Raw genomic sequence first — 12,463 nt, 5'->3', positions numbered from 1 at the left:
ATCAACCTTTCCGCACCTTCATGACGGTCGCGGTGAATACCGAATCCAGCGTGCCGGTATCGACTTTGCCCGCGCCGAATGTCATGTAGGTCACGATGATTCGCACATCACCGAGCTGCCCGGCCAGCGTCTGCATGGCCGAGGTCAGCCCGGCGCCGCCGACGTCGGGGGTGATCGTGCGATGGAAGGCCATGGTGTCGTCGGCGTCCACCGGGGGCGGCGCGTCGAGGGTGGTTGCGACGGTGGTCGCGGCGCCCGCCTTGGTGACCCGCACCGATCCGCACTGCCGCAACTGGTTTCGCCACCCGGACAGCGGTTTATCGGTCCTGGTCAGCTCGACGGTGATGGTCGCGCGGGCCTCGTTGTCGGTGCCGACCGTGACGGCCGTCCGGTCGGCGCCGACCGGCTGGTCCGGCGGTGTGCACTGCGCGGGTTGCACCGCCGCTCCGCGCCCCACCCCGTTGAGGTCGGCCGCGGCCTGCGCCGCCTGCTCGGGCGGCAGCACCACCGTCGTATAACGTGCCGGGAATTGCCCCGGATCGGGTAGCAGCGAACCCAATTGGGCGTTGATGTGCCGATTCGCCGCGGGCGCCGCCGCGACCGCATCACCCGGCACCTCGGACGCGCACCCGCCGAGCAGCGCCGCACCCGCGGTGAGCAGCGCGACGCCCGCCACCGCGGCCCCCGGGTTCCCCCTGCGCGAAAACGGCACAGTCACGCCCCCACTGTGCCAAACTCGCCAGGCCCGCCCGCGATGCCACGCCGTCGCGCGCTGTCTCGGAGTCCGGCCGAAGGCGATTTCGAGTCAGGGTCCAGGTGTGGAAATACGTGCTGCGGGAATGTGTGTGGTGTCGTGGCTGTTGCCTCGACGGGTGGCCGATGTCCAGCGATGCGCGAGACGTCGCCGCCATGGGGGACAATGGACGGTGGTACCACCGCACCGCTCGCTCTGGTGCGGTTCGGTGTTACCGCGCAGGAAGGAGTACGCGATGGACTACGAGTCGCGAATGTACGAACTGGAGTTCCCCGCTCCACAGCTGTCGTCCGCCGATGGCTCGGGTCCGGTGCTGGTGCACGGGCTGGAGGGGTTCACCGATGCCGGGCACGCCGTGCGCCTGGCCACCACGCACCTGCGCGAAAGCCTGGAAAGCGAACTGGTCGCGTCGTTCGATGTCGACGAGCTGCTGGACTACCGCTCGCGACGTCCGCTGATGACGTTCAAGACCGACCACTTCTCCGATTACGCGGAGCCGGAGCTGAACCTGTGGGCGCTGCGCGATACGGACGGCACGCCATTCCTGCTGCTGGCCGGTCTGGAACCGGATCTGCGGTGGGAGAAGTTCGTCACAGCTGTCCGCCTGCTCGCCGAGCAGTTGGGGGTGCGCCGCACGATCGGCCTGAGCGCCATCCCGATGGCCATTCCGCACACCCGCCCGCTCGGCGTCACCGCGCATTCCTCGGACCGCGATCTGATCTCGGATCATCAGCGCTGGCCGGGTGAGCTGCAGGTGCCGGGCAGCGCGTCGTCGCTGCTGGAGTTCCGGATGGCCCAGCACGGGCACGAATCGGTCGGGTTCTCGGTGCACGTCCCGCACTATCTGGCGCAGACGGCGTATCCGGAGGCCGCGCAGACCCTGCTGGAGAACGTCGCCGACAACGCGGGCCTGGAATTGCCGCTCGCCGCGCTCGGCGAGGCGGCCGCGCGGGTGCGCGAACAGGTCAACGAGCACATCGCGGGCAACTCCGAGGTGGAGACGGTGGTGCACGCCCTGGAACGCCAATACGACAGTTTCGTCACCGCGCAGGAGAGCCAGTCGAGCCTGCTGGCCGGCGACGGCGAGCTGCCCAGCGGCGACGAATTGGGCGCGGAGTTCGAGCGGTTCCTGGCCGAACAGGGCGGCTACGGCGGCGGCGAATCCGACGAACGTCGTTAAGGTTCCCGCTACGGAAGGCCTACGCGCCGTAAATGCGCTGGCGTGGAGGCCGTAGGCTTATTCGAGTGGATTTGACCGACCTGCTCGAGATTCCGGGGACCGATGCCGACGCGCTGTACGAGGCGTTCGGCATGTGGGCCGCCGAGCAGGGCACGCCGCTCTATCCGGCGCAGGACGAGGCGCTGCTGGAGTTGGCGTCGGGGTCCAATGTCATCCTGGCGACGCCCACCGGGTCGGGTAAATCGCTGGTCGCGGTGGGCGCGCACCTGTTCGCGCTGACCCGCGGCCTGCGCACCTATTACACGGCCCCGATCAAGGCGCTGGTCAGCGAGAAATTCTTCGCCCTGTGCGAGGTATTCGGCGCGGAGCGGGTCGGGATGGTCACCGGTGACGCGGCGGTCAACCCGGACGCCCCGATCATCTGCGCGACCGCGGAGATCCTGGCGAATCTGGCGTTACGCGAGGGCGCGGCCGCCGATGTCGGCCAGGTGGTGATGGACGAATTCCATTTCTACGCCGATCCGGATCGCGGCTGGGCCTGGCAGGTGCCGCTGCTGGAGTTGCCGAGGGCCCAGTTCCTGCTGATGTCGGCCACCCTCGGCGAGGTCGATTTCTTCAAACAGGATCTGGAGCGGCGCACCGGCCGCCCGACCGCGATCGTCGCGGGCACGGAACGTCCGGTGCCGCTGAGCTTCTCCTACGCGCGCACCCCGATCACCGAGACGTTGGAGGATCTGGTCACCACCAGCCTTGCGCCGGTGTACGTCGTGCATTTCACACAGGCGGCGGCGCTGGAGCGGGCGCAGGCGCTGACGAGCGTGAACTTCGCCTCCCGCGCGGAGAAGGACGCGATCGCGGTGGCGCTCGGCGATTTCCGGTTCGCCGCCGGATTCGGCAAGACGCTGTCGCGACTGATCCGGCACGGGATCGGCGTACATCACGCGGGCATGCTGCCCAAATATCGCCGCCTCGTGGAGCGGCTCGCGCAGGACGGTCTGCTCAAGGTGGTGTGCGGCACGGACACCCTCGGCGTCGGCATCAACGTACCGATCCGCACCGTGCTGCTGACCGGGCTGACCAAATTCGACGGCGTGCGCACCCGCAGGTTGAAGGCGCGCGAATTCCATCAGATCGCGGGCCGGGCCGGGCGCGCGGGCTTCGACACCCTGGGCACCGTCGTAGTGCAGGCCCCGGAGCACGAGGTGGAGAACGCCCGCCTGTTGGCCAAGGCCGGTGACGATCCGAAGAAACAGCGGAAGATCCAGCGCCGCAAGCCGCCCGAGGGTTTCGTCTCCTGGAGCGAGGAGACCTTCGACCGGCTGGTCGCCGCGCAGCCGGAGCCGATGGTGTCGCGGTTCAACGTGACGAACTCCATGCTGTTGAACGTGATCGCAAGGCCGGGAAACTGTTTCGACGCGATGCGGCATCTGCTGGAGGACAATCACGAGCCGCGTCCCGCGCAGCGCAGGCATATCCTGCGCGCCATCCGGCTCTACCGCGCGTTGCGCGATGCCGGTGTGGTGCAACAACTTCCGGAGCCGGATTCGAAGGGCCGGCGGGCCAGGTTGACCGTCGACCTGCAGCGCGATTTCGCGCTGGACCAACCGCTTTCCCCATTCGCACTGGCGGCGCTGGAACTACTGGACAAAGAGTCGCCGACCTATACCCTCGATGTGGTGTCGCTCATCGAATCCACGCTGGAGGATCCGCGTCAGCTGCTGATGGCTCAGCAGCACAAGGCGCGCGGTGCGGCGATCGCGGAGATGAAGGCCGACGGCATCGAATACGACGAGCGGATGGAACTGCTCGAAGAGGTGACCTGGCCGAAGCCGCTGGCCGAGCTGATCGAGCCGGCCTATGAGACCTATCGCGCCGGGCATCCGTGGGTGTCGGAGTTCATGCCGTCGCCGAAATCGGTGGTGCGCGACATGATCGAGCGGTCGATGACGTTCGCCGAGCTCATCTCGTTCTACGAGTTGGCCCGCTCGGAGGGTGTGGTGCTGCGCTATCTGGCCGACGCCTACCGCGCGCTGCGTCGCACGGTGCCCGACAGCGCGCGCACCGAGGAGCTCGACGACGTCACCGAGTGGCTGGGTGAGCTTGTGCGACAGGTGGATTCGAGCCTGCTCGACGAGTGGGAACAGCTCACGAACCCGGGCGCCGAATCCGACACCGAGCAGGTGGCGTTCGGCGCGGAGGCGGTGCGCCCGATCACCGCGAACGAGCGCGCCTTCCGCGTCATGGTCCGCAACGCGATGTTCCGCCGGGTGGATCTGGCGGCCCGCAAGCGCTGGGACGAGCTGTCCGAATCGAGTCCCGGGCCCGATTGGGCCACCGAACTCTCGCCTTATTTCGCCGAATACGACAAGATCGGGACCGGTCCCGACGCACGCGGACCCCAGCTGTTCCAACTCGAACGAAGACCCGGCTTCTGGCGGGTACGGCAGGTGCTCGACGATCCGGCAGGCGACCATGGTTGGTCGATCGACGCCGTCGTTGACCTCGCCGAATCCGATGCCGCGGGCGAGATCGTCTTCGACGATTTCACCGTGTCCGCGGGCTGAGGTTTCCCGCCCGACGCGACCTGGGGTAATCCAGGTCACGGGGTTGCCGACGGAGCGGTCGCGCAACCCGATGCCCCACCGGTGGATCCGAGGTTTGACGGATTCGTATCTGGGTAGGGGCCGCTGATACTCTCTCCCCCGCTGCCCACGCGAAAGATCAACTATGCCCGAATCGCCGTACCTTGTCATCGACCTGATGCGAGTGCGTGAGAATTACTCCGCACTCGCCGCCGCGCTACCCGCGGCACGAATCCGCTTCGCGGTCAAGGCAAGTCCGGTGTCGGAGATCATTCAACTGCTGGACGCGCACGGCGCGGAATTCGATGTCGCCAGCATCGGTGAGATCGAACAGTGCATCGGCCTCGGCGTCGCCCCCGAGCGGCTCTGCTACGGCAACCCCATCAAGAAGGCCAAGGACATCGCCCGCGCCTTCACGCTCGGCGTACGCCGCTACGCCTTCGACACCGAGGACGATCTGCTGCGCATCGCGGAGCACGCGCCGGGTTCGGAGGTCGAGTGCCGCTTCCTGTCCTCGGCCCCGCAGTCGACCACCCCGTTCGGCACCAAATTCGGCTGCGCGCCCGCCGAGGCGTTCCGACTATTGGTGCGCGCCAACGATCTCGGCCTGCGGGTCGCCGGTCCGTACTTCCATGTCGGCTCGCAGCAGACCGATCCGGCCGCCTGGCGGATCGGCATCGAGCAGGCCGCTCACATCGTGAAAGCATTGGCGGACAAGGAAATTCCGGTCACGTCGGTGAATATCGGTGGGGGCCTTCCCATTTCGTACGTCGAGCAGGCGCCGTCGCTCGATGCCATCGCGTCGGTCGTCGCCGACGCCGCCGCCGAATTCCTGCCCGAGACCGCCGGACTCGTCGTCGAGCCCGGCCGTGCGCTCGTGGGATCGGCGGGCACCATCCACGCCGAAGTGGTCGGCGTGCGCAGCGCGCCCGACGGGCGGCGCTGGATTTATCTCGATATCGGCCGCTACAACGGCATGGCCGAGACCGAGAACGAATACATCGCCTACCGGTTCGTCACCGATCGTGACGGAGATCCGGTAGACGAGGCAGTGGTGGCCGGTCCGACCTGCGACGGAGACGATGTACTGTATCAACGCACGCAAGTCCTTCTACCGACCACGCTGCGAGCTGGTGATCGAGTCGAGATCCTCGACACCGGCGCTTATACCGCGAGCTATTCGTCGGTGTCCTTCAATGGTTTTCCGCCCTTGACCGTTCATGTCTCGGGCGCTGAGCGAGAGTGAGTTTGCCTATGACGGCGGAATTCACCGGCTGGCACGTGCTGGCCGAGTTCGGTGGTGTCGACACAGCCCTGTGCGACGATCTCGAACGACTCGAATCGGCGTTGCGTGAGTCTCTGATCGGCGCAGGCGTCACCATCTGCGATGTCGTACACAAGAAGTTCGATCCGCAGGGGGTGACCGTCCTCGCGCTGTTGTCGGAGTCCCACGCCTCGATTCACACTTATCCGGAGTCCGGCGACATCTTCGTCGACGTCTTCACCTGCGGAAGCATCGGTGCCGGCGCGACGAAGGCCGTCGACCTACTGCGAGATGCCTTGTCCCCCAAGGATGTTCGCATGCAGGTGATCAAGCGCGGACATGGTTCCGCGCGGATCGAGGAACCGGTGGGCGCGGGGCTGACCCGCATCTGGGATCTGCACGAGGTGATCGTCGACACGAACACCCCGTTCCAACACATGGTGATCGCGAAGACGGAGCAGGGCATCAGCCTCTTCTCCGACGACGATCGCCAGTCGACCGAGTTCTCCCAGCTGACCTACCACGAGGCCATGATGGTTCCGGCCTTCGCGCTGGCCGAGAAGCTGGACAAGGTGCTCATCATCGGCTCCGGTGAGGGCGTTGCCAGCCAGATGTCGGTGGCGGCGGGCGCGACGCTCGTCGATCACGTCGACATCGATCAGCTGGAGGTCGAACTGTGCGCCGAGCATCTGCCCTACGGCTACACCAGCGATGAGCTGGCGTTGGCCGTGAAGGGTGAGGGCCCGGTGCACGTGCACTACGCCGACGGCTGGGATTTCCTGGCCAAAGCGGCCGAGGCGGGTACGAAGTACGACGTCATCGTGATCGACCTGCCCGATGAGCGGGTCGAGGAGGCGCAGCACAACCGCCTCTACGAGTCGGAGTTCCTGTCCCGATGTCGAGCCCTGCTCGCGCCCGGCGGTGTGCTGAGCGCGCAGGCCGGTTGCGCGACCATGTGGCGCAACGAAACCCTGAAGCGGTCCTGGAATCGGTTCCATGAGCAGTTCGGCACCGTCGTCCAGTACGGCAGCGATGAGCACGAGTGGACATTCCTGTTCGGGCTCAACGAGAAAATCGACGACCCGGTGACCGGCATGATCGCTCGCCTGGCCACCCTGCCCTACCGTCCCGAGACCATCGACGACCGCGCCCTGGTGCGCGGAGCGATCGAGCCGCACGCGCTGCGGGTCTAGGGAATTCGACCGAGACGCACCGTTTCGCAACGGGAAACCGTTGGGAGACGGTGCGTTTCGCTGTGTTCATATCACTTGTTCGACGGGCACCGCCGCCTTCGGCTCCTCCCCGTTCGGTCCGAACACCATGCCGTTCTTCCACGCGCTGCGCTCGAACATGCGCTGCAGCGGCGTCGCGATGAAGGTGGTCACCGTGGTCATCAACGCCAGAATGGTGTAGGTCTCCGGCGTGATCAGCCCGGCGGTGAGCCCGACGTTGAGCAGCACCAGCTCCATCATTCCGCGCGCATTGGCCAGTGCGCCCATCGCGCCCGCTTCGCGCCAGCCCATCCCCTGCTTGCGGGCGACCGCCGCGACCGCGCCGAATTTGCTGACGAACGAGACGATCAGCACCACACCGGTCATCAGCAGCACGGCGGGCCGCAAGATCAGGCCGAGTAGGGTGTTGAGCCCGGTGTAGATGAAGAAGGCGGGCAGCAGCAGATAGCTCACCAGCGGCTCGAACCGGCTCTTGATCTTGTCGAGCAGTTCGCCACGCGGCATCGCCACGCCCGCGACGAAAGCGCCGAGCACGGAATGGATTCCGACGAAATCGGTGAAGCACGCGGCCGCGAGCACCACCAGCAGCACGACCGTCACCTGACCGACCGGCAGCCCGCCGGTCCGCTCGGAATCGCCGCGCCGCGGCTGCCAATTCGGCAGCTTCGCCAGCCAGCGCCGCCCGATCGTCAACATGAACAGCACGTACGCCAAGCCACCGCCCGCGGCGAGGGCCACCCCGGCCGGACTGGATTTGGTGCTGGCCACCACGACGGCGAGCAGCACCCAGGCGCAGGCGTCGTCGAAGGCGGCCGATGCCAGCGACATGGTGCCGAGGCGGGTGTTCAGCAGACCCGAGTCGTAGATGATCCAGGCCAGGATCGGGAACGCGGTCACCGCCACCGCGGCCGCGATGAAAAGCGCCCCTTGCCAATTCGCGACCATACCGGTGAAGTACCGGCCCTGCCCCACCATCCACCAACCGACCACCGCACCGAGCGACATCGGAACGAGCACACCGGTCGCCGACCGCGCCACCGCGAAACGCAGATGCCTGCCGAGGATGTCGAGTTTCAGCGAAGCGCCGACCAGGAACATGTACAGCACCAGCCCGACCTCGCCCACCACATAGATCACGGTGAGGTTCGGATGCGCGACGCTGGTCCCGCCGACCTTCAGAGTCGTCGGGAACAGCCAGGTCTGCGCGCGCGGCCACAGCCAGCCGAGTACGGATGGACCGAGCAGGAATCCGGCGACCATCACCGCGACGACCTGCACCTGCCCCAGCCGCCGGAACAGCGGCCACAGCAGCCGGAAGGTCACCAGGATGACCGCGATCTGTAAAAAGAAATGGGTGGATATTTCCAGCGGCGTTGGCATTGGCCGAGCTCCCCTCCGTCGAGCTTGAACCGGGTACCGATATGGGAAGATCGCCGAACCGGCGTGGACCGCAACGCGTCTTCGTCACTCGGAAGGTAGGGCCGCCGCCTTACAACCATCTTGCGGCCCGCTTGCCGACCACCGGTTGCCCGATGGCGTTCACGCTCCCGAAATACCCTGCCGACCAGTACTTTTCACCCTCGGCCGCACCGCTTCAGTCGCGCCTTCCGCGCGACGGTCGGATCAGGCGGCTCGTCCCGAAACGTAGCCGCCGTCGACCGGGAGGATGTGGCCGGTGACGAAGGTGGCGTCGGCGAGATACAGGACGGCGGAGCTGGTTTCGGAGACCTCGCCGACCCGGTTCAGCAAAGCCAGTCCGCCCGCCGCCTTTTCGTCGCCGTCGCCGAAGAGCGGAGTCCGGATGACGCCCGGCGCGACGGCATTCACCCGGATGCCATCGACGGCGAGCTCGGCGGCCAGGCTCACCGTGAGCGCGTGCACGCCGCCCTTGCTCACCAGCGCGGCGGAGGCGGGCAGCCCGGACTGGGCGTGATCGATCAGCACGGTGCCGATATTGACGATGCTGCCGCCGCCACCCTGCGCGCGCAGCTGCCGCACCACGGCCTGGGTGGTGAAGTAGGTGCCCTTGAGGTTGCCGTTCAGGTAACGGTCCAGCTCCTCCTCGGTGACGTCGAGAAACGGTGTGACACCGAAGATTCCGGCGTTGTTCACCAGCACGTCCACCCGGCCGAACCGGTCGACGGCGGCCGCGACGAGCGCGGAACCCGTTGCCCGCGTGCCGATATCGCCCGCGACGGTGGAAACCCGTTCCGGCGCACCGAGTTCGGCGGCGACGGCCGCGAGTTTGTCCGGATCGCGGCCGTTGAGCACGACATTGTCGCCGCGCTCGACGAAGGCTCGCGCGATATCGCGCCCGATGCCGCTGGACGAGCCGGTGACGATGACCGTCTGCGCTGTCATGGGTTTTCCTCTCTGTTGACCCGGTCGATACGACCGGTCGTCTTGAAATGGGTAGAACTGCCCCGGATCACCGAACTCGCCGGATCAGGGGCGGAAGTAGTCGTCCAGCAGGCGAATCAGGCACTGGCGCAGCGGGTCCAGGGTGCGGTCGACCTTCATCCTGATCACCGCACCCTCCCACGAGTGCAGCAGCAGATCGGCCAACTCGGCCGCGTCGATATCGTCGCGAATCATGCCCCGCCCCTGCGCATCCCGCAGCGCACCCGCGATACCGTCGCGCCAGCGCGTCCACGCGGCGGACAGCGATTCCCGCAGCACGTCACTGCCCTCCAGCTCGCCACCGAGGTTCGCGATCAAACAGCCGCCGGTGTAATCGGATTCGACGAACTCGTCCATCAACCTGCCGAAGAACGCGCGCAGGCCGGTCAGCGGATCGGGCGCACTTCCGAAGGCGGCGGCCAGATTTCGCTGCACACAGTCCGAGTGGTACTCGATCACCGCCTGACCGAAGGTCTCCTTGCTGTCGAAGTAGTTGTAGAACGACCCCTTCGGCACCCCGACCTTGTCGAGTACCTGCTTGATCCCGGTGCCGTGATAGCCGTTCGCCAGGAATCCGGCGGCGCCCTCCTCCACCAGGAGTTGCCGAGTGTCATCGCTGCGCCGAGGCCGTGCCATGCCTTTAATATACGACCGGTCGTCTTGTAATCCAAATCTTAAGTCCAGGTCAAATCCAGCGCGGGGGCTTGTTATCGGATCACCCGATCATCCAGCATGACCCGATGGCTACCTCAGTGGATCACGGCAGCAAAGGGCTGCGGCTCGACGAACTGCCGATACGCCCGATCCATCGCAAACTCGTCGTGCTGGTCGGCTTCGGTCTGTTCTTCGATCTCTACGAGCTGTTCCTGGCCGGCACCATCACGGGTGTGCTGAAGCAGGAGCTGCATCTGTCGTCCTTCCAGCTGAGCGGCATCCTGGCCGCCGCCTTCGCCGGACAATTCCTCGGCGCGCTCACCATCGGGCGGCTTTCCGACGTCTTCGGGCGGCGCCGGATGTTCATGGTCAATATCGCGCTGTATTCGGGTTTCACCCTGCTCGGCGCGTTCAGCCCGACCGTGCATGTGCTGATGGTCACCCGCTTCCTCGCCGGGCTCGGCATCGGCGCGGAGATGACCGTATCCGACACCTATCTCTCGGAGGTGATGCCGCCGCAGGTGCGCGGCCGGATGATCGCCGTCGCCTACACCATCGGCTTCTGCGCCGTGCCCGCCGTCGGCTTCCTCGCCCGATGGCTTGTCCCGTTGCACCCCTTGGGTTTCGACGGCTGGCGCTGGTTGTTCGTCATCGGCGGTCTCGGCGCGGCCGTCGTGGTGTTCGCGCGCAGGGCGATGCCGGAATCGCCGCACTGGCTGGCTCGGCGCGCCGAGCGCAGGGCCACCGCGCCGTTCGCCGCCATCGTGCGCCCGCCCTATCTCGGCCGCACCGCGCTGTTCTCGGCGGTGATGATCCTGCAGGTGTTCGGCTACTACGGTTTCGGGACGCTGGCCGTTCTGGTCTTGCAGGCCAAGGGTTTCGCGATCGTCACCTCGCTCAGCTATCTGGCCGTCACCTATCTCGGATATCCGCTCGGCTCCCTCATCGCGGTACCGCTGATGGAGCGGGTGGAACGCAAATTTCTGGTGATGGCGACGGCCATGCTCATGGCGGTGTTCGGCCTGCTGTTCGGCTACGCGACCAGCGTGCCGCTCATCCTCGTCGCGGGCGGCGGCTTCACCCTGGCCAGCAATGTGTTCTCCGACGCCATCCACGCCTACCTACCCGAGTCGTTCCCCACCGCGGTGCGCGGAACCGCCTCCGGCGCAACATATTCCATGTCGAAGGTGAGCACCGCAGTGCTGCCGTTCCTCCTCCTGCCGCTCCTGGACAACCACGGCTCCGGACCGGTATTCGCGGTCATCACCGCGGCACTGACGGCAATGACCGCGCTGATCGCGGTATGGGGCCCGCTGACCGGCCGGCGCGCACTCGAATCCGACTGAGCCACCTAGTTGTTCGTTACCTCGCGAGGAGGTGGCGTAGGGCCGCTGTCACCTCGGTCGGGGCCTCCTCGGCCATGAAATGGCCGCAGCCGACGATGTGGTGATCGACGTCGGGAGACCATGTGCGCCAGATGGATTCGGCGTGGAAGCCGAGGGCTGCGCCCCAATCCTGTTGCAGGACGGTGACCGGCATCGGCAGCGTGCGGCCCGCGGCCCGATCGGCGCGGTCGTGATCGATATCGATACCGGCGGAGGCTCGGAAGTCGGCCACGATCGAGGTGACCGCCGCGCGGGAGGCGGACAGGTAGGCGGCGCGGATATCGGCGGGGATGGCCGTCGCGTCCCCGGCCCAGATGTCGAGGAAGTGGCCGAAGAAGGCGTCGGGGCTCGCGGCGATCAGCTGTTCGGGCAGACCGGGCGGCTGCGCCATCAGGTAGAGGTGGAATCCGACCGCGGCGGTGACGCCGTGCATGACATCCCACATGTCGATGGTCGGGAAGGCGTCCAGCATGGCCAGATGGGTGATCGCGGCCGGATGATCCAGTGCGGCCCGGACCGCGACGAGGGCGCCGCGGTCGTGTCCGGCGAGCGCGAACCGGTCGTGCCCGAAAGCCTTTGCCAGCGCGACGATATCGGCCGCCATCACCCGCTTGGCGTAGGCGTCGCCCGCGTTGTCGGCCGGTTTGTCGCTGGCACCGTAACCGCGCAGATCCGGGCAGATGACGGTGTGGTCGGCGGCGAGATCGGCCGCGACGTGCCGCCACATCAGATGGGTCTGCGGAAAACCGTGCAGCAGCACGACCGGGCTGCCCGACCCACCGACCGCCACATTGAGCGCGACCCCCTCGGCGACGGTGACGCGCTGATAGTCGAAGCCGGTGATACGCGGTGACATGGAACTTCCTCTCTTGCCGATACCGCGGCCGGGTGGCAGCGGTATCGGCAAGCCTGCCGGGACGCACTCAGCAACGAGTCAGCGGCGACTGAGCGCCGGGGACTCGAAGCATTCCCGAAGGCTGTCCAGGGTGGCATCGAGGGTGTCCCACCCGAT

General features: G+C 66.7%; 10 protein-coding genes. 5 read left to right on the top strand and 5 right to left on the bottom strand.

The features are described 5' to 3' along the window. Position 1 precedes the first annotated feature (1 nt). Positions 2-718: a sensor domain-containing protein gene (locus LGY53_RS11565; RefSeq protein WP_225726651.1), complete on the bottom strand. Its 717-nt coding sequence runs from the start codon at positions 716-718 to the stop codon at positions 2-4. A 271-nt stretch (positions 719-989) separates the two neighbouring features. Between LGY53_RS11565 and LGY53_RS11560 the strand changes: the two genes are divergently transcribed. The 4 genes from LGY53_RS11560 (at position 990) to speD (ending at position 6,973) form a co-directional block, all read left to right on the top strand. Further along, the gene (locus LGY53_RS11560; RefSeq protein WP_167476278.1) at positions 990-1,934 is read left to right on the top strand and encodes a proteasome assembly chaperone family protein; all 945 of its coding nucleotides are present in this window, start codon (positions 990-992) and stop codon (positions 1,932-1,934) included. Positions 1,935-1,999: 65 nt separating this feature from the next. Beyond that, positions 2,000-4,498 (top strand): RNA helicase, encoded by a 2,499-nt coding sequence (locus tag LGY53_RS11555; protein WP_225726650.1) that lies wholly within the window; start codon positions 2,000-2,002, stop codon positions 4,496-4,498. A gap of 163 nt (positions 4,499-4,661) precedes the next feature. Then, entirely contained in the window at positions 4,662-5,762 is a 1,101-nt protein-coding gene (locus tag LGY53_RS11550) for a type III PLP-dependent enzyme (RefSeq protein ID WP_225726649.1), read from the top strand. 8 nt (positions 5,763-5,770) lie between these two features. Further along, entirely contained in the window at positions 5,771-6,973 is a 1,203-nt protein-coding gene (gene speD, locus LGY53_RS11545) for an adenosylmethionine decarboxylase (protein ID WP_225726648.1), read from the top strand. A 66-nt stretch (positions 6,974-7,039) separates the two neighbouring features. Here speD and LGY53_RS11540 read toward each other — a convergent pair whose 3' ends face one another. The 3 genes from LGY53_RS11540 to LGY53_RS11530 form a co-directional block, all read right to left on the bottom strand. Beyond that, positions 7,040-8,392: a cation:proton antiporter gene (locus tag LGY53_RS11540; RefSeq protein WP_225726647.1), complete on the bottom strand. Its 1,353-nt coding sequence runs from the start codon at positions 8,390-8,392 to the stop codon at positions 7,040-7,042. 243 nt (positions 8,393-8,635) lie between these two features. Beyond that, complete coding sequence (locus LGY53_RS11535; RefSeq protein ID WP_225726646.1) at positions 8,636-9,373, bottom strand: SDR family NAD(P)-dependent oxidoreductase; 738 nt, start codon at positions 9,371-9,373, stop codon at positions 8,636-8,638. Positions 9,374-9,457: 84 nt separating this feature from the next. After that, the gene (locus tag LGY53_RS11530; protein WP_225726645.1) at positions 9,458-10,048 is read right to left on the bottom strand and encodes a TetR family transcriptional regulator C-terminal domain-containing protein; all 591 of its coding nucleotides are present in this window, start codon (positions 10,046-10,048) and stop codon (positions 9,458-9,460) included. Between the two features lie 104 nt (positions 10,049-10,152). Here LGY53_RS11530 and LGY53_RS11525 point away from each other — a divergent pair, with 104 nt between their 5' ends. Continuing rightward, complete coding sequence (locus tag LGY53_RS11525; RefSeq protein WP_225726644.1) at positions 10,153-11,412, top strand: MFS transporter; 1,260 nt, start codon at positions 10,153-10,155, stop codon at positions 11,410-11,412. A 16-nt stretch (positions 11,413-11,428) separates the two neighbouring features. Here the strand turns inward: LGY53_RS11525 and LGY53_RS11520 are convergent, their stop codons facing one another. Continuing rightward, entirely contained in the window at positions 11,429-12,307 is an 879-nt protein-coding gene (locus tag LGY53_RS11520) for an alpha/beta fold hydrolase (protein WP_225726643.1), read from the bottom strand. Between the last annotated feature and the right edge of the window lie 156 nt (positions 12,308-12,463).

It is taken from the genome of Nocardia sp. JCM 34519.1 (assembly GCF_020361265.1).
In the GTDB taxonomy this organism is placed as follows: Bacteria; Actinomycetota; Actinomycetes; order Mycobacteriales; family Mycobacteriaceae; genus Nocardia; species Nocardia arthritidis_A.
The sequence above is the reverse complement of the archived record's forward strand: the minus strand, read 5'-3'. Positions and strand labels throughout refer to the sequence as shown.

Excerpts from the sequence above, each read along its gene's own strand:
- LGY53_RS11550 (WP_225726649.1), top strand. The coding sequence starts at position 4,662 with ATGCCCGAATCGCCGTACCTTGTCATCGACCTGATGCGAGTGCGTGAG.
- LGY53_RS11535 (WP_225726646.1), bottom strand. The coding sequence starts at position 9,373 with ATGACAGCGCAGACGGTCATCGTCACCGGCTCGTCCAGCGGCATCGGG.
- LGY53_RS11540 (WP_225726647.1), bottom strand. The coding sequence starts at position 8,392 with ATGCCAACGCCGCTGGAAATATCCACCCATTTCTTTTTACAGATCGCG.
- LGY53_RS11520 (WP_225726643.1), bottom strand. The coding sequence starts at position 12,307 with ATGTCACCGCGTATCACCGGCTTCGACTATCAGCGCGTCACCGTCGCC.
- LGY53_RS11530 (WP_225726645.1), bottom strand. The coding sequence starts at position 10,048 with ATGGCACGGCCTCGGCGCAGCGATGACACTCGGCAACTCCTGGTGGAG.
- LGY53_RS11525 (WP_225726644.1), top strand. The coding sequence starts at position 10,153 with ATGGCTACCTCAGTGGATCACGGCAGCAAAGGGCTGCGGCTCGACGAA.
- speD (WP_225726648.1), top strand. The coding sequence starts at position 5,771 with ATGACGGCGGAATTCACCGGCTGGCACGTGCTGGCCGAGTTCGGTGGT.
- LGY53_RS11560 (WP_167476278.1), top strand. The coding sequence starts at position 990 with ATGGACTACGAGTCGCGAATGTACGAACTGGAGTTCCCCGCTCCACAG.